This window comes from Klebsiella sp. RIT-PI-d (assembly GCF_001187865.1).
Taxonomy (GTDB): Bacteria; Pseudomonadota; Gammaproteobacteria; order Enterobacterales; family Enterobacteriaceae; genus Superficieibacter.
This window is the reverse complement of sequence record NZ_LGIT01000009.1, coordinates 55,368-77,574: the sequence shown is the minus strand read 5'-3', so window position 1 is coordinate 77,574 and position 22,207 is coordinate 55,368. Positions and strand designations below refer to the sequence as shown.

Annotated in this window: 21 protein-coding genes; 4 read left to right on the top strand and 17 right to left on the bottom strand. The window is 52.3% G+C overall.

Annotated features, from left to right (window positions below; genetic code table 11):
- Position 1: 1 nt before the first annotated feature.
- Positions 2 to 571: a sterol desaturase family protein gene (locus AC791_RS06945; RefSeq protein WP_049841558.1), complete on the top strand. Its 570-nt coding sequence runs from the start codon at positions 2 to 4 to the stop codon at positions 569 to 571.
- Here the strand turns inward: AC791_RS06945 and crtB are convergent.
- From crtB to AC791_RS06915, 6 genes are read right to left on the bottom strand one after another with little or no spacing between them, the layout of a single operon-like run.
- Positions 474 to 1,418: a 15-cis-phytoene synthase CrtB gene (gene crtB, locus AC791_RS06940; RefSeq protein WP_049839749.1), complete on the bottom strand. Its 945-nt coding sequence runs from the start codon at positions 1,416 to 1,418 to the stop codon at positions 474 to 476. The two genes, AC791_RS06945 and crtB, sit on opposite strands and share 98 nt — an antisense overlap.
- Positions 1,415 to 2,893, bottom strand: coding sequence for a phytoene desaturase (locus AC791_RS06935; protein WP_049839748.1), 1,479 nt, complete (start codon positions 2,891 to 2,893; stop codon positions 1,415 to 1,417). The genes crtB and AC791_RS06935 overlap by 4 nt, the downstream gene beginning before the upstream one ends.
- Positions 2,893 to 4,062 (bottom strand): lycopene beta-cyclase CrtY, encoded by a 1,170-nt coding sequence (gene crtY, locus AC791_RS06930; protein ID WP_049839747.1) that lies wholly within the window; start codon positions 4,060 to 4,062, stop codon positions 2,893 to 2,895. Before crtY ends, AC791_RS06935 begins: the two co-directional genes overlap by 1 nt.
- Complete coding sequence (locus tag AC791_RS06925; protein ID WP_049839746.1) at positions 4,041 to 5,321, bottom strand: glycosyltransferase; 1,281 nt, start codon at positions 5,319 to 5,321, stop codon at positions 4,041 to 4,043. The genes crtY and AC791_RS06925 overlap by 22 nt, the downstream gene beginning before the upstream one ends.
- Positions 5,321 to 6,346, bottom strand: coding sequence for a type 2 isopentenyl-diphosphate Delta-isomerase (gene fni / locus AC791_RS06920; RefSeq protein WP_049839745.1), 1,026 nt, complete (start codon positions 6,344 to 6,346; stop codon positions 5,321 to 5,323). Before fni ends, AC791_RS06925 begins: the two co-directional genes overlap by 1 nt.
- A complete protein-coding gene (locus AC791_RS06915) occupies positions 6,346 to 7,257 on the bottom strand; it encodes a polyprenyl synthetase family protein (protein ID WP_049839744.1) in 912 nt (303 codons plus the stop codon). The genes fni and AC791_RS06915 overlap by 1 nt, the downstream gene beginning before the upstream one ends.
- A 310-nt stretch (positions 7,258 to 7,567) precedes the next feature.
- Between AC791_RS06915 and AC791_RS06910 the strand changes: the two genes are divergently transcribed.
- Positions 7,568 to 8,266 (top strand): RluA family pseudouridine synthase, encoded by a 699-nt coding sequence (locus AC791_RS06910; RefSeq protein ID WP_049839743.1) that lies wholly within the window; start codon positions 7,568 to 7,570, stop codon positions 8,264 to 8,266.
- A gap of 36 nt (positions 8,267 to 8,302) precedes the next feature.
- Here AC791_RS06910 and AC791_RS06905 read toward each other — a convergent pair whose 3' ends face one another.
- The 5 genes from AC791_RS06905 to AC791_RS06885 form a co-directional block, all read right to left on the bottom strand.
- The gene (locus tag AC791_RS06905) at positions 8,303 to 9,253 is read right to left on the bottom strand and encodes a spore coat U domain-containing protein (protein WP_049839742.1); all 951 of its coding nucleotides are present in this window, start codon (positions 9,251 to 9,253) and stop codon (positions 8,303 to 8,305) included.
- Positions 9,244 to 11,541, bottom strand: a complete 2,298-nt coding sequence (locus AC791_RS06900; RefSeq protein WP_228136890.1) for a fimbria/pilus outer membrane usher protein — start codon at positions 11,539 to 11,541, stop codon at positions 9,244 to 9,246. Before AC791_RS06900 ends, AC791_RS06905 begins: the two co-directional genes overlap by 10 nt.
- A gap of 7 nt (positions 11,542 to 11,548) precedes the next feature.
- Positions 11,549 to 12,265 (bottom strand): molecular chaperone, encoded by a 717-nt coding sequence (locus AC791_RS06895; protein ID WP_049839741.1) that lies wholly within the window; start codon positions 12,263 to 12,265, stop codon positions 11,549 to 11,551.
- A gap of 19 nt (positions 12,266 to 12,284) precedes the next feature.
- Complete coding sequence (locus AC791_RS06890; RefSeq protein ID WP_049839740.1) at positions 12,285 to 12,773, bottom strand: spore coat U domain-containing protein; 489 nt, start codon at positions 12,771 to 12,773, stop codon at positions 12,285 to 12,287.
- Positions 12,774 to 13,250: 477 nt separating this feature from the next.
- Positions 13,251 to 14,423 carry an MFS transporter gene (locus AC791_RS06885; protein WP_049839739.1) on the bottom strand — a complete coding sequence of 391 codons (1,173 nt, stop codon included), beginning with the start codon at positions 14,421 to 14,423 and terminating at the stop codon, positions 13,251 to 13,253.
- Positions 14,424 to 14,507: 84 nt separating this feature from the next.
- Here AC791_RS06885 and AC791_RS06880 point away from each other — a divergent pair, with 84 nt between their 5' ends.
- Complete coding sequence (locus AC791_RS06880) at positions 14,508 to 15,008, top strand: Lrp/AsnC family transcriptional regulator (protein WP_049839738.1); 501 nt, start codon at positions 14,508 to 14,510, stop codon at positions 15,006 to 15,008.
- Positions 15,009 to 15,068: 60 nt separating this feature from the next.
- Here AC791_RS06880 and map read toward each other — a convergent pair whose 3' ends face one another.
- From map to AC791_RS06865, 3 genes are all read right to left on the bottom strand, one after another.
- Positions 15,069 to 15,854, bottom strand: a complete 786-nt coding sequence (gene map / locus AC791_RS06875; protein ID WP_049839737.1) for a type I methionyl aminopeptidase — start codon at positions 15,852 to 15,854, stop codon at positions 15,069 to 15,071.
- The gene (locus tag AC791_RS06870) at positions 15,835 to 16,053 is read right to left on the bottom strand and encodes a ParD-like family protein (RefSeq protein WP_012016898.1); all 219 of its coding nucleotides are present in this window, start codon (positions 16,051 to 16,053) and stop codon (positions 15,835 to 15,837) included. Before AC791_RS06870 ends, map begins: the two co-directional genes overlap by 20 nt.
- A 209-nt stretch (positions 16,054 to 16,262) precedes the next feature.
- Positions 16,263 to 17,462 carry an MFS transporter gene (locus AC791_RS06865; RefSeq protein WP_049841556.1) on the bottom strand — a complete coding sequence of 400 codons (1,200 nt, stop codon included), beginning with the start codon at positions 17,460 to 17,462 and terminating at the stop codon, positions 16,263 to 16,265.
- A gap of 159 nt (positions 17,463 to 17,621) precedes the next feature.
- Between AC791_RS06865 and AC791_RS06860 the strand changes: the two genes are divergently transcribed.
- A complete protein-coding gene (locus AC791_RS06860) occupies positions 17,622 to 18,242 on the top strand; it encodes a TetR/AcrR family transcriptional regulator (RefSeq protein WP_049839736.1) in 621 nt (206 codons plus the stop codon).
- Positions 18,243 to 18,353: 111 nt separating this feature from the next.
- Here the strand turns inward: AC791_RS06860 and AC791_RS06855 are convergent, their stop codons facing one another.
- The 3 genes from AC791_RS06855 to AC791_RS06845 all read right to left on the bottom strand — a co-directional run bounded on the left by AC791_RS06855 (position 18,354) and on the right by AC791_RS06845 (position 22,159).
- Complete coding sequence (locus tag AC791_RS06855; protein ID WP_049839735.1) at positions 18,354 to 19,277, bottom strand: LysR family transcriptional regulator; 924 nt, start codon at positions 19,275 to 19,277, stop codon at positions 18,354 to 18,356.
- A gap of 292 nt (positions 19,278 to 19,569) precedes the next feature.
- Complete coding sequence (locus tag AC791_RS06850; protein ID WP_049839734.1) at positions 19,570 to 20,346, bottom strand: MBL fold metallo-hydrolase; 777 nt, start codon at positions 20,344 to 20,346, stop codon at positions 19,570 to 19,572.
- A gap of 484 nt (positions 20,347 to 20,830) precedes the next feature.
- Entirely contained in the window at positions 20,831 to 22,159 is a 1,329-nt protein-coding gene (locus AC791_RS06845; protein ID WP_049839733.1) for a glycoside hydrolase family 28 protein, read from the bottom strand.
- Between the last annotated feature and the right edge of the window lie 48 nt (positions 22,160 to 22,207).

The window sequence follows — 22,207 nt, the reverse complement described above, 5'->3', positions numbered from 1 at the left end:
GATGCTCATACTGTGGAATACCCTGATCGTTCTGGCAACCGTTGCCGCGATGGAAATCATCGCCACGCTGGCGCATAAGCATATCATGCACCGCTGGGGCTGGGGCTGGCACCTTTCTCACCATGAACCCCGCACCGGCTGGTTTGAAGTCAACGACCTCTACGCCGTGGTATTTGCCGTACTGGCTATTGTGCTGATTGCCGTGGGCACCGGCGGCGTCTGGCCGCTACAATGGATTGGCGCGGGCATGACCCTGTACGGCGCACTCTATTTTATGGTTCACGATGGCCTGGTGCATCAGCGCTGGCCGTTCCGCTACGTGCCGCGCGGCGGCTATCTCCGACGGCTGTATATGGCGCATCGTTTGCATCATGCGGTACGCGGTAAGGAAGGCTGTGTCTCTTTCGGCTTCCTGTACGCGCCACCGGTCGACAAACTTCAGGCCACGCTGCGCAAGCGGAAAAAGGCGGCCCTTAACGCTCGTCGTCGCGAACAGGACGCTGCCACAACGTCGCAGGACGCGGTGCCGGAGACCCTACGCGAGAGCCAATCGCCATCGTCGCGCCCTTAAGCAGCAGCGCCATCTTTTCCGCACGCGACGTCCCCTGACGTCGATCCCATGCGTGCGCGCCTGCCGCACTGACCTTAACGCCAATCTCCCGGTAAACCCCGTGTGCTGAGGCAATCGCCCAGGCCGCGCGCAGCGGCAACCCGGTCAGCCCGGCCCGTGCAGAGGCGTAATACGGTTCGGCGTGAGCCACCAGCCGCTGCGCCAGGCGGGCCAGTTTTTCCCGCTGCGCCGGATCGCTGACCTGACCTATTGGCACATTTTCCGCTGCCAGCCACTGTGCAGGCAGATAACAGCGTCCGGCTTCGGCATCTTCGACGATATCGCGGGCAATATTGGTTAGCTGAAATGCAAGTCCCAAATCACAGGCCCGATCCAGTACTGCCGCCTCACGTACGCCCATGATCCGCGCCATCATCAGGCCGACCACACCCGCCACGTGGTAACAGTAGCGCAGCGTGTCGTCCAGCGTTTCATACCGGGTTTCACGCACGTCCATGGCAAACCCTTCCAGATGGTCAAATGCCAGGGCCTGCGGAATGGCATGCCGCAGCGCAACCTCCTGAAAAGCAGCAAATGCCGGTTCGCGCATCGGCGCACCGGAAAACGCACGTTGCGTCTCGGTTTGCAGCATCGCCAGCCGCTGCGAGGCGCCGGTAGTTTCCTGATGCGATGCGGCAAATCCCAGCGTCTGACCATCAATGACGTCATCACAATAGCGGCACCACGCGTAGAGCATCAGCGCGCTACGGCGCGTCGCGGGATCAAATAGCTTTGACGCGGTGGCGAAGCTTTTTGAGCCGGCGGCCATGGTGACGGTGGCGTGATCCATTAACGTACTGGAACTCATAACAGCGCCTCCAGCATCAGCCCGGCCGTCGCCTTTGCAGAACCGATTACACCGGGGATCCCCGCACCAGGATGCGTTCCTGCTCCCACCAGATAAAGATTTGGGATCAGACTATCGCGGTTGTGCGGACGAAACCAGGCGCTTTGTTGCAGGATAGGCTCTACAGAGAATGCCGAGCCCAGATGCGCGCCAAGCTGGTCGCGAAAGTCAAACGGGGTGAAGATCCGCTGGGTGACTAACTGGCTGCGCAGGCCTGGCATGTAGTGCTGTTCAAGGTAGGCAAAAATACGGTCGCGCAAACGCGGGCCTTCCACTGTCCAGTCCAGATCGGCGGTGCCCAAATGCGGCACCGGCGCCAGCACGTAATAACTGCCACACCCTGGCGGCGCAAGGGAGGGATCGGTGACGCACGGCGCGTGAAGATACAGTGAAAAGTCCTCCGCCAGCGTGTCTTTGTTAAAAATATCGCTAATCAGTTCTTTATAGCGCGGACCAAAACAGACCGTGTGGTGTGCCAGCTGGCTATGATGATGATTAAGGCCAAAATAGAGCACAAACAGCGAGTTGCTCATGCGTTTACGCTTCAGCGCCGCCGCCCGTTTCGCCCCCACCGGATGGTGGCCTAACAGTTTCTCATAGGTGTGCACAACGTCGGCATTTGAGGCTACCGCTGTCGCCTCAATGCGGCGGCCGTCTTTCAACTGAACGGCACTAATGCGGTTACCCTTTGCTTCAAGGCCAGTCACTTCCGCATTCAGCTCCAGCGTGCCGCCCAGATCTTCAAACAGTTTTACCAGTCCCTGCACCAGCGCCCCGGTGCCGCCCCGGGCGAACCAGACGCCCCATTCACGTTCCAGTGCGTGGATCAGCGAATAAATAGAGGAAGTCGCGAAGGGATTACCACCCACCAGCAGCGTATGAAACGAGAAGGCCTGGCGCAGTTGCTCATTCTTGATAAACGTGGCCACCATACTGTACACGCTGCGCCAGGCCTGAAGTTTCATCAGTTTGGGGCCGGCACGCAGCATGTCACGAAACGATAAAAACGGGACGGTACCCAGCTTCAGATAACCCTCTTCAAAGACCGCCTGTGAATAGGCGTGGAAACGGCGATACCCTTCGACATCGTCCGGGTTGAACCGGCGGATCTGCGCTTCCAGTCGCTCCTGATGATTGTCGTAATCAAATACTTCCCCCGTCTCCCAGCACAGGCGATAAAACGGCGTAACCGGCAGCAGGTCGACATACTCCGCCATCGGTTTACCGGCAAGGGTAAACAGCTCTTCGATGGCGGTAGGATCGGTGATCACCGTGGGACCCGCATCGAAAGTAAACCCTTGATCATGATAGACATAAGCGCGGCCGCCCGGCTTATCACGCTGTTCAAGCAGGGTAACGGGGATCCCCTTCGCCTGAAGACGAATAGCTAAGGCAAGGCCGCCAAAACCTGCACCGATGACGATTGTTTTACTCATTATTTGAAAGCTCGCAGCCGGGAAGAATAGTTGAGCGCGGCCTGCACGGCTTCTCCCACCGGTACCGGTGGTTTTCCCGTCAGGATACGCGCCATATCGGTCAGTCTGAGCTGACCGGCATAAAAGCGGGCAATAAGCCCGTCGTCCAATCGGTAAAAACGTTGCATCACCTGCCAGCGCTGCTCCGGGCGTCCGGCAAGAAACAGCATCCGGTTAAGCAGGCGGAAAAAGCGCTGCCTGCGCCACTCACGCCGGGCAGTGTGCTGAATCAGATCAAATAGCGCCCCGGAGGTCAGATCCTGCTGCCGGACAATGGCCTCCGCGAGATTAACCGCCTGCGGCAGAGAATAACCGGTGGTGGCATGAAAAAGCCCGGCCCGCAGACCACTACAGGGCTGACCGGCATGTTGCTGCCAAAATTGAGCCGCATCGCCTGCCAGCGCGATCGGCAAATTGCCCTGCTCTTCACGTATCAAATGCGCCAGCGACCATCCCTGCTGCCGGGCGTAATCGCGAATATTTTCACGGGCATGTTGAACATCCAGCGTCGCGCGATCGATGTAATGGGTATCTTCGATTAACAACTCGTGGGCTGACAGGGGCAAGGTGTAGACAAAACGATACCCTGCCTGCTGATCGACCGTGGCGTCCATTAAGATGGGCCGCGTCAAGCCATGCGGTTGACTGAGCCGCCACTGCTGGCCTAAAAACGCCTGGCAGCCGGTAATGAGGTGCGCACTGGGATGATAGCCCCGTCCGTCGATCACCGCAGGCGCGGTAAACATCCGGCCATCATCCAGAGTAACGGTGTCTGGCGTCACACAGGTGACGTGGGCATCAGTCAGCACGCTGTCTCCCGGCATATCGGCCACTACCGCAGCAAAGCGCTCAGAGGTTACGCTAAGATAGCCGCCGGGAAGCGTACGGTTTAGCGCCGGAAAGCGTACGTCATAACCGGACCAGCGGTGCGCCACCAGCGGTGCTATCCACTGATGCTGCGCGTCGCTTAGATCGTCCTGATGAAACGACCAGGTATGGTTGCCGCCTGGCTGTGCACCCGCTTCCAGCATCAGTACCTGCACTTGCGGCCGCCGCTGGCGCAAACGGAGCGCAATCAGCCCATTCGCCAGTCCGCCGCCGACTAAAATCAGATCCCAGCGCTGGCGCATTCTGCCCTCTCTGCCCGTACCGGACGACGGGTAACCAATGCCTGTTCAACGATCAGCGCTGCCCGTACTGCTCCGCCCGCGTGCCGGAGCACAGGCTGTAGCGCGGTCAGGCGCTGTCCCCAGCACGGATTAGTCAATAATTCATCAAGATGCTCAGCCAGCACGCGGTGGCTGGCATGGCGTGAAGCCCGACGACCAATGCCGCTGTACTCAACGCGCGCTGCCACCCCGGGTTGATCAAACGCCAGCGGAATAGCCAGTACCGGCGTGGCGCTGGCTATTGCATCCATTACCGTATTCAGCCCGCCGTGAGTGATCACCACCTGCGCCTGGCGCAACACGGCGGGTTGATCGGCAAAATCGGTGACGCTCACCCCGTCGTCACTCAGACCCGAGACCTGGCCCGGGTTTAACCCACCACAGTGGGCAATCAGTAACGGTACATCGACCTGTTTGCAGGCGCGGGCGATAGTCTGGAAAAGACGGTAACGCTGGCCCTGAAGCGTGCCCAGCGAAGCGAAGATCAGCGGACGACGAGCGTTCGCCGCTGAGGGGGCAATCTGCGGCGGACGTAGCGGCCCCACCGCATGAAAGCAGGCGGGCAGCCGGCGCGGGAAATCAAAGCCGTCGATAGTCTGGCTAATTTGCGCCAGCGCGGAGAGGCAGTCATGCGATCCATGACGCTCGCCCAGCCCAAACGCGCTGGCATAGCGGGCAATCACACGGCCTTGTCGGCGCATGAGTAAATCGTAGATTTGCGTGCTGGTACGGTAGATTTTCTGACTGCGCGGATCGGTCGCATAGCGAAACGGCATTACCGGCAGAGGAATGGTGTCGTCACGATTAATCGGCAGTGCGCAGGCAACCGAGACAAACGGTATGCCCAGCATCTCAGCTACCAGCGCGCCGGAAGGCTCCATTTGATCGACAATCACGCCATCGACCGCCAGCGTTTCCAGCGCTGCCGGAAGCGTACGACACAACATAGCGGTGGTTCGCGCCAGGTGCGCGATCATCGGTAATATCCCCGCGCCCGAAGGCCGGGCGGCACGCGCCAGGGTGCGTGTCAGGCTGCCGGGCGGATGGCTGTCTTCACCCACCGCATAAAAAGCAATACGTTTGTCGTGCAGTAACGTACAGGCGTCGACTTGCTGAACGAAGGTTATCTGATGCCCGCGGGCAATCAACTGCTGAGACAGCGCTTCCAGTGCACGGACATGGCTGTAAAAAGGCGGCGTTACTACGGCGAAATGCCCCATTACACGCGGACCAGTGTCGCCTGACGCAACTGCTCTACGCTGCCGCTGCCGGTGCAAAAACAGGCAATGCGCAGCTGGCTGAGGATAATCTGGAAATGGTCAATCACCGCGTCGGTGGATGAGGTGGCACTGCCCAGCACGCCAGCGGCCTGGCTGACGAGGCTGGCTCCCAGGCGCAATGCCTTGGCTGCGTCGATCCCATCGGCGATCCCTCCTGAGGCGATCAACGGGGCCGTTGGCAGCGCCTGATGCAGGTGATGCAGCGCCTGTGCCGTGGGAATACCCCAGTCTGAGAATGCCATTGCCACGGCACGATCGTGGCGAATAGTCGCCCGTTCGCCCTCCACCGCCGCCCAACTGGTGCCGCCTGCGCCAGCAATGTCCAGCATCGCCACGCCCGCGTCGAGCAGTTGACGGGCGACCGGCACCGACAGCCCGGCACCGACTTCTTTAATCACTACCGGCACGGGCAGTGAGTTTACCGTGTTCTCAATCGCCTTAAGCACGCCGCGCCAGTCGCGATCGCCGTTGCGCTGCAGGGCTTCCTGAAGCGGATTAAGGTGGATAATAAGCGCGTCGGCTTCAATCATGTCGACGGCCCGGCGGGCGTAATCCAGCCCTTTCGCCGAGGCGATTTGCGCCGCGCCGAGATTCGCCAGCAGAACAATGTCCGGCGCATACTGGCGTAGTTCGCGAGTCAGGCCGCTGTTAACATCACTTTCCAGCGCCACCCGCTGCGATCCAACGCCCATCGCCAGTCCCAGCGCCTGCGCCGCTTCTGCCAGATGCCGATTGATATGAGCTGCGCGTTGCGCACCGCCGGTCATTGACCCGATAAGCAGTGGCGCATTGAGTACTTTGCCGAACAGTGACGTTCGCAAATCAATATTATCAAGATCGAGTTCAGGCAGGGCGCAATGTTCAAAACGCCACTGCTCGAAACCTGTTGAGCACTTTTTGATCGTCGCCGTCGGATGTAAGACAATATCCAGATGATCATTTTTACGTTGAATCAGATCCTTCATCAGCACTCCGGTAATGACCATTCCAGACCAAACATCGTCTTTTGTTTATTAAACCAGGCGCGCATAAAACGGCGTGTCGACATGCCCTTATCACAGGCGCTCGCCAGATGCTGGTCAGCGCTATGCAGATGTTCGCGCAGCCGCTGATGCACCGCTTCTGCGCCCAGCATTTCGACCAGGGTAGATTTGCCGCTATCCTGATTCATGTCTTTGCCTGTCCCGCTCACGCCATCGCTTAAATCGTCCATCAGCTGAAACACCAGTCCTAAATCCTGAGCAAAGCAGCGCAGGCGCTCACGCGCAGGCGGTGGGGCATCCGCAACGATCGCCGCCATTTGCAGCGTGGCATCAAATAACCGGCTGGTTTTGAGATCGTTAGTCTGAAGAATGGTTTCGGCGCTGCGGGCATGTTGACCTTCTATCAGATCGCGATACTGGCCCTGCACCAGCCCGTGCATGCCGACCGCCGAGGAAAGCTCCATAACAGCCTGCGTTTTAAACGCAGCGGGCAGCGCGGGCGCTTCTGCCACTACGCCGAACGCCCGGCTCAGCAGGCCCACAGCCGCGAGGATCGCCACACTTTCGCCGTAGCGCCGATGAATGGTCGGCATCCCGCGCCGCTGCATTGCGTTATCCATGCAGGGAATGTCATCCAGTATTAATGAGGCGGCATGGATCATCTCGACGGCGCACGCCAGGTCAAGAAGACCGGGTTTATCGAGGTTGCAGCCTAAATCGTGTGCGGTAAGTAATAGCAGCAGCGGGCGTATCCGTTTACCTGATGCCAACGTGCCTTCACGCATCGCCTCGCAGACAAGGTCCTGTGGGTTGCCGACGGGTAATAACTGTTCAAGGCGGTGTTGCAGCGCAACACGCAACGTCTGCATTTCATCTTCGTAATTTACATTCATTTTTGCGGCTACTTACTTGTCGACAGGTTGTCTGGAGGACGCGTTTAGCGCATCACAGCAGCAAATTGCCTGCTGGCGTGGACGGTATAACGTGACGTTCAAAGCCGCAGGTGCGCGTACTCTGCTTTCTTTTCCAGGGAGTATTTGCAAAGCGTAGCGCAACATTGTGTAATTTTCTTTTAAGGGACCGCTTTTCAGGCTTGTTATTTACATAGAATTAACATTGATTGCTGGTTGACCACAGGCCCTGGTTCGCCAGCGGCTGGAAAATAGGCTATCATCCGCCTCCACTTCCCTTTCGGGCAGCCTGATGTCGACGATTATTGATGATTTTATTGCTCCCCCATGCCATGACGAGATAGCGATCCTTTATCAGGATGAGCATCTGGTACTGATCAATAAGCCCACCGGCTTGCTCAGCCTTTCAGGCAAAAATCCACAAAATCTCGATTCGGTGCATCACCGGCTGGTACAGCAATTCCCCGGCTGCACGCTGGTCCACCGGCTTGATTTCGGCACTTCCGGGTTAATGGTGGTGGCGCGTAATAAGGTCATTAATGCGGCGCTTTGCCAGCAGTTCAGTCAGCGTACGGTCACGAAGAAGTATAGCGCCCTGCTCTGCGGGCATCTTACGGATGATGAGGGGGTGATAGATGCGGCCATTGCGAAAGATCCGGCGCAATTTCCGCGAATGATCATTTGTTCCCGTAACGGCAAGCCTGCTCGCTCGGGCTATCGGGTGATCGCACGTGAATACACTACGCTGGCAAACGGCACCGCCTTACCGGTCACGCGAGTCGATCTTATGCCGGAAACCGGGCGTACACATCAACTGCGTCTTCACTGCCGACATCTGGGCTACCCTATTCTGGGCTGCGATCTGTATGGTGGCCGCCTGCGTCCTGGCACCGAAGCAACGCCACGCCTGATGCTGCACGCCAGTGAACTGAATTTTATTCATCCGGTCAGTCAGGAGAGAATGAATATGTGCAACCCGACGCCGTTCTGAACGCGCGGATAAACAGCACTCCCGGATAATACGCCCCTAATAGGTGACATTGATAACAACCGTATCGGTATAAACGCCCGATGATGGCCATTGCTGAGGCGGGACTTGTCCATACACCGCCATATTTTGCGCCTGGCCGTCACTGGAATAGTTTTTTAGCGGATGGCTGTCTGACCATTCAACTGAATGCGCGGCATCCTGATACAGAGTGTAACTGACACATTCATCCGCATGACAAAGCATGCGCTTGTTGCCTTCAGGATGAAGCCCGGAACCCAGGCTAACAGAATAGGATGTGCCGGTTGGACACTGGACGGTGATCGTTGCGACCGCCGACGCCTGCAACTGTGAATTTTGTGCCGGGCTTTTATTACCAAACGCCATATCCTCAGCGTTAAGAATTGAACAGCCGCTTTTAACCGTTGCTGTTGCGCTAATTTGATCGGTCAATGTTGTCCCGGATAAGCCGCTACACGATGGCAAACTTTGCGCACTGGCGGCTGACGCATAGGTTATTTGTACCATCGTTGCATAATCATTATACGCACCAGCACGCATTGCGGTTTGCCCGGAATTAATTTTACCGATGAGCGGAATATCATGCTCAATGTTATTTTGTCCGGCAGCAAGCTCGAGATTTATTTGCGCATAAACATCAGTATTCTGGCTCAGTGGATGATGCAAATCGTAAAGAGAATAAATCGAAAAATAGAGCGGCGCTGAGTCGGGACTATTTTGTGTCATGACCAGCGGATCGTTCGCCATCACTTTCAGGCAGGCGCGGACATATTCTGTTTGGGTATCATAATTATTACAGGTAAATGCCAGTTTAGTACTGGTGACGCTTTTTTGCCCTGGCGTCAGCGGACCAAAATCAAAGGCAGCAGGGCTGCCGTTCCAGCAATCGGCCGCTGTTGCATCAGGGCAAAAGCGGCATACCAGAACAACAGCGGTGAAAATAAGCCAGGTTAAGCGAATTACTGACATAGCGCGTTGATATTCTCCATAGCGTGAGAGGAAGCGAATTTCGCCGGCATATTTACTCTGCATGATGCGCTGTCCCATTTAATCAGCAGCGAACCACCGGCGGGAGGACTCTCCAGATAAATATTACCGCCGTAACCGGCAATGGTCCGCTGAGTACCGTGAGGCGGAGCGTGCCCCTGAGCATCAAAGACGTTTACCAGAGATGAAAACGGAATATTCCTGCCGTCTGCGGTTTTCACCGACAATAATACGGCGTGGGTGCGGTAGAGTGAAAACTTCGCAATACCGCCGCGCCCGGTCTGCGGGATCACAATATCATTGGTGTAGGGTGCGCGATAATCTTCTGCCAGCCCCAGAACATTAATATCAATTCGGTTTTCCTGATATGGGTTAAGGTTATTAAGGAACAACATGCCATTTTTATCGGTCTTTCCAACCGGACGATGCTCCAGTAATACCGGAATATTGGCAACGCCCGAGGTATCAACCAACGCAAATGCGCTGCCCAGTTCGCGAGTCGCATAAACATGGCCCATAAACAGGCCCACCGCTCCCGCTACAGAAGCATAGGCGTTATTATCGTGTTGTTCATGGTTATAGCCCAGCGCCAGATCGCTCCAGTGACTGCGATGCTGAAGACTGGCGTGCGCATTATCGCGTTTACCCTGCTGGGCAGAAAGATCCCAGCCCCATCCGGACCGGTTTGATTTCAGGGAGTGTACCAGGCTCGCCTGAATACTATTGCCTGTACTATCGTGTTTTTCCTCGATAGATCCGTAATCCTGATGATTGAGCGGGATACTAAAGTTAATGTATACCGTCGTATTATTATTATTGTCCATAGCATGGGTAATACTGCTCGAGAGATTTATCTGCCGGGTGAAACTTTTCGACCATGATAATCCGAGGTAACGCGAACTATCATCTGAATAAACCTGGTTAATTATGCTAACACCTATCGTGCCAATATTTGCCAGTGAAACACTGGCAAATGCGGAATCCTCTTCGCGGGTCAGCATGTTGTCGGCCATGGACGAGATATCCCGATAACCAGAACCAGACTGCGCATGGTCAAGAGAAACGTTATATTGCCGATCGTTCCACTGCCAGCCCGCGCCCCAGCGTGCGCCCCTGTTAGCATCATAGTGGCTCGTGGAAATATTGGCATGTAATAACCCTGTCGCGGGCGATAAAAGGTAATTCCAGCCGACCCCCTGATTATGTAAATAGCCGCTCTGTTCTGTGTGCGCTTCAATAGTCGTTTTATCTGTTATACCGTCGCGCCAGTCGCCCGTGCCGACAAACTCACTGTCATAGCTAAATGACTTGTAGGTATAGTCTTTTCTGACCCACCCGGCGCTGAGTCCCCAGGTATTCAGGCCCCGGGAAAGTAACTGTCTGGTGCCATACAGATTAAGATTAACCACACGCTGCTGACCGTTAATATCGGTTATGACCACCTGCGCCCCGCCGCTGCCTGTAAATACCGGCGCAGTATTAAGCGTAAATTGCCCTGGCTGCACATTTTGTGAAGAGGTTTTAATCCCCTGAACGTACAGGTCGACTTTCGAAGGCAGCGTAACCGTGTCCGTCAGAATATCCTGCGAGGAGGTGTTAAAGTCAGGTTGAGTGGTGTAATTATGAGCGATTTTTATTCCGCCGAAACGCACACTATTGCTCCACGTTTGCGCCGGGGTATCACTGTCACCAACGGATAAGGTCAGAAGCCTATCCATATTTTGATAACTCCAGCTGCTCATCAGACGGCGAGTACCAGATGCATCACCAGCGCTTCGCGCGGCTTCACGTGTATTAAAAGAGGTCGAGAAAATCCCTGGCCCGAGGCCGAGAGTCCGAAACTCACCAAACATTGAGGTATCCTCAATCCCGTCCTCATGGCTGGTAAAAACGTTGTAATTGACAGCAACGCCTTTAACCGACGGCGATAATTGCGAAGAGTGGAGAAAATGCGATCCGTTACTGTTATTGAGCCGCGTTTTCCGGCCTAACCAGTCGGTACTGGCAACTATCGTCAGACTCTGACTCAGGTTATCGACGCTAACGTCCAGCCCCGGCTGCGAACGCAACTCGACATAGCCCTTCTCTTCAGGTAATGAACTGGTTTTAATATTTAGCCTGCGGGCGTCATCCGCAGCAATATAGAGAACGTTATTATTATTTTTAGCTTTCACCAAACCGCCGATCGGCTGACCGTTGAGGGTGGCCGTTAAATAAAGCGTTTCATTGACTGCACCATGACAATACAGAGCGACCAGCGACCACAGCACTCCCCCTTTAAGAAGTAATATGAAGGGTTTGTTTTTTTTCATTGTCATTCAAACTAAACGATACTGCACTTATATTTTTACTATTCTCAGGCAAAGGCCAGGCCATTTCACGGTGTGGTAGTACATAGCCCACCAGTCCTTTGCTCATCACTATTTTTCTATTCCCTGACGTCAGCACGATATTTTCCAGCTTGACGTGCTGATTACCGCCATTATGTACCCGCAGCACTGCCGGATGGACGGATTGATCCACAGAAAATGTCAGAGCAGAGCTATCAGGCCGAGTATGATGGCAGTTAACAAAAACCGGTAAAGAATAGCGTAATAAAAAGCGCACGCCGTCCTTTTCTGTCAGATTACTTCTGCCCGGAAGTTCATCAACAATAAGACGATAGGCTTGTTCATTTTCCCCACTGTCAGGAGCCGGGATGATGACCCGAATTAATTGCTCCCGGGAGGGAGGAATAGTAGCCATTGGCGGGCTTATTAATAAATCCTGCGTTTCTTCCAGCGTATCTTTATTATTTTTCTGATCCCAGTGATACACCCGAACCTGAGCCCCAATGGCGGCACTCCCCGTATTTTTTACATAAATTTCCTGAGCATTTTCGCTACCGCAAAAGTTAATATCAACAGGATAAACCTGTAGGGTTGCAGCATATGTATTGCTGGCCAGAAAAAATAGAGCCGTAAAAATAGCGACGTAATGAATCAAAGACTTCATATGCTGCACCCTTTACCAATCAATAAGTAACAGTAAATGTTACAGTATCGGTATAATCACCGGCAGATACTGCCTGAAGCGCATCTCCGGTTACTTTACCGTACAAAGGGATAACTTGTGCGGTGCCTGTTCCTACCCCGGGAATAGACGTTTTCGACAGATCGCTGCCGCCTGTTTTGTCGCCGTACAGGCTATATGCGACTTTTTCTGACCCTTCAGTATTCTGCATTTCATAGTCATGTGTCGCATCGGTACTCATTGTATAACCGGTACCGTTGGTACATGTGACAGAGGCCTGAGAAGTTGCGGTAATAGAGCCATCGTTACTGCTATGAGAACCGAAATCCATATCCTCCACATTGACCTGGCATGATTTCACGACGGTCAGTTTGACATTCATGTCTGCTGTGGCTGTTGACGTCATATCATCTGCAAATACCGTAGACGAAAATAGTACGCCCAGGGCGATGAGAGATAATGCAAGACAACTGGCTTTACGATTGATCATTATAAACTCACTAAAGTCTGATGGTTGCTAATACGGGTATGTACTTTAAAAAGCAGGGCATGCTACATAAGGTCTACGTAACCTGTCTAATGTATAAATGCTGCTAATCTATCGGTAAAATGGCCTGGTACATTTGGCTATCTGATAGCAAACAATATAATTTTGCGCAGGTAACCGAATGACATTCCTGGCATAATCCTTGTCTTATTTTTTAAAAAGAGGATAACTATGATTATATGAAAAAATACTTTTAAATCGTAGCAGCGATAATTTACTATTTTCAGGATAATATAAATTCCCAGCCACCCTATTATGGCAGCAGGAAAAAATTATTAACAATGAGAATGAACTCAATCAATACACAGGATTTCATGGCTAAGCAATAACGTGCCCGGCACGCAGACAATTGAAGAGAATATGGCTTCAAGCCAGAGTCAATGATGATAGCGCCCACGTTGTCGTGGGCGCGCATCGTAATCACTCAGGTACTGGCAAGGTATCCCCTTTACGAGAGCTTTGCCATGCAAGGATGGCCAGACCCAGCGCAATAAACGACAGGATCGCACCTGCCCAGTTAGGCGAGGCCAGTCCAAAACCTGCGGCGATCGTCACGCCGCCCGCCCATGCGCCCAGTGCATTGCCCAGATTGAACATGCCGATATTGACCGATGCGGCCATAGTGGGAGCACCGGCATGACTGGCGCGATCCATGACCAGTTTCTGGATCGGCGAGACCGTTGCAAAACCGAAAGCCGCCATCAGGAATACCGAGATCCCGGCGACCCACTGACTTTCGGCACCGGCCCAGAACACCAGCAGCACACCGCCCTGAGCAGCAAGAGTGATAAATAACGTACCGAACAGAGAGCGATCGGCAAAACGACCGCCAATCCAGTTACCAACGGCCAGTCCCAGGCCAAAAAGTACCATTAACCCTGCCACGCCGCCTGCGGAAAATCCGGCTTCCTGAACCATCATCGGTGCGATATAGGTAATAGAGGTGAAAAAGGCCGCTGGACCGAAGACGGTGATCCCCATGACCAGAAGTACCTGCGGATCGACAAAAGCACGCAGTTCATTGCGCAATGCAATAGCTTTTCCTTTCTCAATATGCGGAACCAGCCAGGCAACACTGACAATGGTCAGCAGCCCGATACCGGCGATGGTCCAAAAAACAAGCCGCCAGCTAAACGTTTGTGCCAGCCCCGCCCCCGCCGGTACGCCGACCAGATTAGCCAGCGTCAGCCCTGAAAACATAAAAGCAATCGCGCTGGCCTGGCGTCCCGGGGCGACCAGTGATGCCGCGATAATCGAACCAATGCCAAAAAAAGCACCGTGATTAAATGAGGTGAGAATACGCCCGGCGATAGCGATATTCATCGTCGGAGCCATTGCCGTAATGATATTGCCAACAGTGAAAATGCCTGCCAGTGCGATCAGCATGGCCTTACGGGGAACTCTTGCACCCAGAATCGTTAACAGCGGTGCACCAATAAATACCCCAAGAGCATACGAGGTTGCCATCATCCCCGCTTTTGGAATACTGACGCCAAATTCTTCAGCGATTTGCGGCAGGATTCCGGCAATAACAAATTCAGTCAGGCCGATCCCGAATGCACCAACGGCGAGAGCAAAAAGTGCGACAGGCATTACAACTCCATTATCTATTTTATAGCTTAATAATATTAGGTAGAATTAAGTATATTCATACTTTCATTCTGGTAGCGACCGTTTGTGAACACATTTGATAAAGAAAAAGACAGTATTCGGCAGACAAGGCATAAACCGGCCGAACTTGACGCTATTGACCGAAAAATATTAGGTGCCCTGGCACAAGATGCAGGCCGCAGTTACACCGAATTAAGTGAGATTGTGAGTTTATCGGCACCCGCCGTTCACGATCGGGTAAAGCGGCTGAAACGCGATGGCGTGATCAAAGGCACCGTGGCGATACTGGATGGCTGCAAGCTGGGACGAACGCTATTAACCTTTCTGGTGATTGACACCAGCAGCTATCAGGCGACGCGCGCCCTCCTGCAATTTACCGACCGAAAGGAAGTTGAAGAGTTGCATACCGTTGCCGGAGACGGCTGCGTGTTTATTAAAGTCCGGGCGGCGGATACTGAATCGCTGGAGAATTTCCTGATGGAGATCCAGAGTCTGGATGGCGTTCGCTCTGTGCGCAGCTATATTGCGCTTTCCACCTTTCTTGAGCGTGGGCCTTCGCCGGATTAAATCGCCACGGACAGTGGCTCGACTGCCGACGTAATAATACGCCGCACAGTAAGTAAAACCTTAAATACGTCCGGGAATAATTTCATCTTTGCGCAGCGTTAATATTTCGAAACCGTCAGCGGTCACCGCAATGGTATGCTCCCACTGTGCCGAGAGTTTTTTATCCCGGGTCACTACGGTCCAGCCGTCTTTTTTGGTTTTAATTTTACTGTCGCCCTGATTTACCATCGGTTCGATAGTAAAAACCATTCCCTCCTGTAACACTGCACCCGTGCCGGGTTTTCCATAGTGCAGCACCTGCGGCTCTTCATGCATTTCTCTGCCTATACCGTGTCCGCAGTACTCCCTGACCACGCTATAGCCGCTTTTTTCAACGTGGGTCTGGATAGCGTGACCGATATCCCCCAGACTGGCTCCCGGTTTTACCTGCTTAATGCCCATCCACATGGCTTCCCAGGTTTTTTTGACCAGTCGACGGGCCAGCGGAGAGACATCGCCAATCAAATACATTTTGCTGGAGTCGGCAATTAAGCCATCTTTCTCCAGAGTGATATCGACATTAACAATAGCGCCAGATTTCAGGTGTTCGTTAGCTTTGGGAATGCCGTGGCATACCACGTCATTCACCGATGTATTTAGTACGTAAGGATAATCGTATTGTCCTTTACTGGCAGGACGCGACCGCAGTTGCTCAATAATAAAGGCTTCTGCCCGATTATTAATGTCTAATGTAGTTACACCCGGGACAATAAAAGCATCCAGCATGTCAAATACAGACGCCAGCAATGCGCCCGCGTGACGCTGACGCGCAAGTTCATCTGCGGTCTTAATGGGAATTGATGGCATTGATCACCTCCATTAAACGGTCAGAGCCTGATTTCAACATCATCATTTTAATTTGCTGATAGTTAAGTTCAGGATACAGCTCGCTCATCATACCGAGACGTATCCAGTACTCGGCCTGCGCATTAACCGAGCGTGACATGGCTTTGCTGGCATCGCGGACGTCTTCATGCAGCAAATCTGAAATTTTAACAATACCCACAAGCTTATACTCTGTTACGTTTCATATATAAAGCGTATATCTTTTGCAGGCGGATGTCATGCTGATTCTGCCGTTGTTACAACCGCTTTTCTGCCGTCGCGTGCGGTATCCGTAAAACCGTGGAAGGATTACTACGCCATTTATCCAGAATCAGGTACTCACGTGGGGAATATCCCTGCGGGATACGAATATCCAGTCCATTGATTCATTTATGGATATCTTACTCCTGGTCTGAAAGCATGCTTTTTCCCGATGTAAGCAATAAGAAAGGCGATAACCATAAAGACCATCAGTGTCCACGGAAAAGATGCCGCACCGATATTATTGAGCAGCACACCCCCGACAACGCCGCCACTTGCGATTGCCAAATTCCATGCGGTAGTCACCATCGCCTGAACAACATCGACATGATTTCCGGCCGCATCAGCCGCCGCTGTCTGCATCTGGGTTGATGCGCCGCCAAACGACCAGCCCCACACGATGACCGCCAGCAGGACAACGCTCTGCTCTCGCATGCCCGCAGCCAGCACCACTGAAACAGCAGCCAGAGCCGCGAGACTGAGGAGAACCAGTTTTCGAAGGTGACGGTCAACCAGAATTCCAGTGATCCAGATGCCAACGAGTGCGGTAAGGCCGAAAACAAGCAGAATGAGGCCGATGCGTTCTGTCAGACCTGACAACGCCAGGAACGGTCCTATAAACGTGTAAAGGATATTGTGAGCCGTCATCCATAAGAAGATAACCGCCAGAATTGGACGCACGCCGGGCAACATGAAAACATGCCACGCGGATAAACGTCTCTCTGCCTGTTGTCCCGGCAGGTCAGGAACCACCATTAACGTCCAGAAAAACAGAATAATTGCCAGCGCTGCCATGAGACCGAATGACACTCGCCATCCCATTATCCCTCCCAACCATGTTCCTGCCGGAGTCCCCAGTGACAGCGCAACAGGAATACCAACCATCGCAATGGCCAGCGCGCGGCCCTGCAAATCAGCTGGAACGAGTCGCCGTGCATAGCCTGCCAGTATCCCCCATGCCAGCCCTGCCGCTACGCCGGACATAAAGCGAGCCGCAAGCGTCAATGAATAACTGGTCGAAACGGTGGTAATTGTATTGAAAACCACAAAAGTACCCACCGAGAGCAACAACACTTTTTTTCGGGGCCATCCGCTGGTCAGTATTGTTAACGGGATCGCCGCGAGCAATGAACCCAGCGCATAGATGCTCACCAACTGACCCGCCATTACCTGAGAAACGCCAAGGCCCTGTCCGATAGCCGGGAGCAGACCCGCCGGAAGCGTCTCGGTCAGAATGGCGATAAAGCCGGTCATGGCAAATACCAGCAAGGGTGCCAGTGGCAACTGGGATGATGTTGTAGATTTTGAAAAATGTGTATTAGCGTGCACGATGATCTCTTTTTTATGCTTATGAAATAGCTGAATAATTCGCAAATTATCTATATGTACCGATTGGTACATATCTAAAGCTATAGCTCGCCATACGGGTTGTCAAGCACATATGTATCGATTAGTATTTATATATAATTTTCCCGACGAGGAGAGAGTATGGCTAAGATGGGACGTCCGCGAACATTCGATCGTGATGAAGCAATTCGTCAGGCAATGTACCTTTTTTGGCAGTATGGCTATGAGTCCACTTCGCTTGCCTTGCTTAAGGCAAATATCGGTAACGGGATAACGGCACCAAGCTTTTATGCAGCATTTGGTTCAAAAGAGGCACTGTTTGAAGAAGTCGTTGATTGCTATGCGTCAACTTATGGTCAGGTTAATGATTGCCTCTGGGATGACAGTCTCAACCCGCGTGAGGCTACTGAACTGGCGTTACGCCGTTCAGCTAAAATGCAGACAGACCAGGGGCATCCAGGCGGCTGTCTTATCGTGTTATCTATTAATACCTGTTCGCCCGGGCACGAGCATATCTATCAGATTCTTAAAGCACGACGCACCCGTACCCGCGAAGGATTCCTCAAGTGCGTCCTTAGAGCAGTTGATTCGGGCGAGCTGGCCGCGACTACTGATGCACGGGCGCTGGCCATATATTTGCACAGCTTTGAGACCGGCATGTCAACTGAAGCGCGTGATGGCGTAACCAGCCAAGAACTTGATGCCTCAGTCTCATTTGCGATGAAAGCCTGGGACGCAAATAGTTTGCTAAGTAATAATTGACGATAAAGAGATGTTATTAAGGTCTGCTGTTACCGCCTTGCTAACCTTAGACTTTAATGCTCAGATAACGGACTGTGTTTTCCCGTTTTTGATGGGCTAACAAAAGACGGACTAATCATTTCTTTCAGCAAGCTCAAATAACCTTGCCCTTAATATTGGCGCGGCAAAGTCGAGAAAACACCGCACTTTTAAGGGCATTTGTCCTATCGATGTATGAATAAGATGAACAGGCAAAGGGTGACTTTCATGTTTATCAAGAATAATACGTAGTGTTCCGCTATCCAGAGCATCAATGACCTGGTAATGAAGCGTTCTTATGGCGCCGACACTATGCTCCGCTGCCTTTATTGCAGACTCTGACGTCGTTATGGCAAGTCGAGGAGAAATCACGGTATCAATGAATACACTTGAGTCCTTTTCATAAAAGCGCCAGGAAAACTCTGGCATCGCAGCGTTATTGACTATCACCACAGGCCATTGAGACAAATCTGAGGGGTGTTGGGGCGTGCCGAACTCAGCCAACAACGAAGTGCTTGCACAGATGACAGTACGTATCGATCCAATTCTCGTCGCTATCATTGAACTGTCAGGCAAATGGCCAATACGTAACGCAATGTCTATCTGTTTGTCTATCAAATCCAGAGTACTGTCAGACAAAACCAGACGGATACTTATTTCGGGAAACGCAGCCAGGAACTGGGTCACGACTGGCAACACATATATCCGACCAAACATGATGGGCGCCGTGACTATCAGCTCCCCTTTAGGTTTAGAAAACTCGCCTGCCGCTTGCCGCTCAGCCTCATTGACCTGGTCAAGGATCCGGCGCGCAGCAGACAAATAGACCTCCCCCGTGTCGGTAAGCGTCAATTTACGCGTGGTGCGAATAAGCAGTTGCGCACCCAACAGTGTTTCGAGGTCCGATATTTTTCGACTAAGCGTCGGCAATGGAACATTGAGTGCCCGTGCGGCAGCAGAAAAATTTCCCTGCTCTGCCACTTTTACGAACATAGTCATGGCTTCAAAGCGATCCATTTTTTTTCCTGTTATTCATGCCTGGAAGATATTATGTATGAACTGGTCGGGTACGCAAGAGTTGTGATAATAACCGACTAAAAATACAGGTTTCTCTATATAGGTAAATTAATTTAAACGGGTGATTAAATGGGAAACCTGTTATTTTAATTATAGTTTTACTAACGTTAATCTTTCTTCAGCCTGTACGTTTTCTCAAGTATAATGTTCTCTTGTTTCCTTAGGTTTTTTATTAGAGGCATTTATTTTCCGATGAGATGTTTACGTTAAAAATTTTACGGCAGGATGCACCTTATTCCATACAAATCCATTCCCCACGTTCAACAATATGCGCTGCTATTCCCAACTCTGCTGCTTTTGCAGAAAGCCGCTCAATCGCATTGGGAGCTTCTTCATATATCCCGGGTCGGTGAAGTTCGGTGTGATGAATTGGAACAACTGTAGATGCACCTAAAATGTGTGCAGCCATGGCGGCTTCTTCAGGCAACATTGTTGCATTGTAAGGGCTCGGCGGCTGAAGATGGGGAAGCTCGACGACAGCACCGTTGATTGGCAAAAAAGCAATATCTATGCGGCCCGCTTTACGTGCCAGCGCCCACCAATAGCCATGATTAACGGTGTCCCCGGCATGTATTATGCATTTGTCGCCGGCCTTAACTATCCAGCAGCATTGAGGATCCCCAAGGCCATCAACAGAGGGCCCAGACATAATCTTGAAGGGACCTGCCTCTTGCCACTCCCACGATGTTGTTAATATCGTATTTAATTTTAATTCACGAAATTGCCGTTCAGCTTTTGCTGTCCATTTGAGATCATCGCCCGATCCCGGCGTGGCCTCAGGCCTGAACACGGGTGCACCATCAGCCAGAGCAACTGATAATGCAACAGGATCTGCGTGATCGGAATGCAAATGAGTGACCAGTGCTGCAGTGGCTTTTCCCTGACGCAGCGGAGTTGGAAATTGTACATCAGAGAGGATCGAGGATGTATCCTGGATATAGTCAATTAGAAGAGTATGATCTTCAAAATCAATCTCAATACCAGCCCATCCGAGGTAACGTATCTTCATTATTTCTCCTGTTAAAAAACTGCCGATCGTTTTGTCGGATCTAAATTTTATGAACAAGAGATAAGGCTATTTTATTCTTAATAATGAAACAATACACTAATAATGATAATAACTATATCAATAAATGAAACTATATAAATAGTGTGATTGCACTAACAGACCTTCAGACAGCAGGGATATATTGCCATTCTATTATTACGAATTTCATTTATTTCTTCTGATTGATGGTCAACTGAATTTTACGTCGGCATGCTATGCATTGTTAGCAGTAGTAATACCGCGATGCGGCATAAAGACGCCAGCCGTTATTGAAGATAACGTAATAGCTCGCTGGCGCCGATAGCGCGGCGAAGCCGCCCGACACTTTGTCACATCAGCAGAAGTACGGAACGTTCGCTTCTGCCCCATGCAAACAACCACATGGCGCTAAATATCAGGAATAAGCGAAAAACACCCGGAGGAAAAATATTCTCCGGGCTGGCTGTCAGTTAAATTTAAGCGCCGTTTGTGGGCCTTGTTCCAGCACGGGACCCTGCTGGGTTTTGATATGTACGTCATCTCCTGTGCCATTCACATAGCGTGCCTGCACGCCATGTTTTGCCTCAATATTTATATGGTGAAGTGAGACATTTTGCACGGCAGATTCCGGTAACCCGCTAAAAATCATGGCGTGATCCGCGTTGGTGGCGGTGAGATTCGAAATATTGACGCCGCTGATTTTAGGCGTTGTCGCCGTAACCGGCGCGTTATCCAGCGCGGAAATGAGCGTGTTGCCTTTGGCTCCGGACTGCCCACTGTAGCTGTTGGTCACCAGAATCGGTGTGGCGACATTCGTCATCGTCAGATGGTCGGCGACCAGCGGACCGATGGTGTTGCCACGATCCCGTGCGGATTTAATGCGTACCCCGTTTTCGGTATTGATAAAGGTGACATTACTGACCGTCACGCGACCAATGCCGTTAGCGGTTTCACTGCCGACCGAGATACCGTGGCCGTCGCGCATGATCGAATCACGTACGGTAATATCTTGCGAAGGTGCAGCGGTTCCCGGCACCAGACCCGATTTGATGGCAATGTTGTCATCTCCCGTATGGATATCCATCTTCGAGACAGTCACATTGCGTGACGAGACAATATCCATACCGTCAGTATTCGGCGAGGTAGTCGGGTTATCAATACTGACGTCATGCACGTCAATATCGGCGCTATTGCGGATAACAATATTCCACATGGGTGAGTTCTTCAGATGCAGTTGTTCAAGCTTGCCGCCGATAACATTATTAAATTCAACAAACCATGGGCGAGGCGCGCCGTTTGCCAGCGGAATACCAGGGAAACGATCCGTAAAGGCTTTAGTATTACCGCTGCGGACTTCAGCCCGGATTTTCAGCGCCTCCGGCCACCAGCTCTTTTCACCGTCACCATCCAGCGTCCCTCCGCCGGTTATTGTTACATTGTGCACATCACTGGCAAAAATAAAGGCTTCGTTCGCCCGTGCCGGGTGGCCAATAAAAGCCTGCACAAACGTGCCTTCCTGGTTGCTCGCTTTCAGTGTTGCGCCTTTATCAATCTGGAGCGTGATGTTACTTTTTAGCTGCAATGGTCCACTGAGCCATACGCCCGGAGAAATCGTTACCGTGCCGCCGCCGCGTTCACTGCATTGTTGAATTGCCTGTTGGATAGCGCGCGTATTCAGGGTTTTGCCATCGCCTTTACCGCCAAAAGATTCAGGAGCACAGGATGCCGGTGCAGCCTGCACCATAAAGGATGAAATGGCACCACAGCAGATCAATGCCAGCAGAGATTTATTCATAAGGCCTCATTGTCATTAGTCATACAGTCGAAAGTTCAGGGTGCAGGC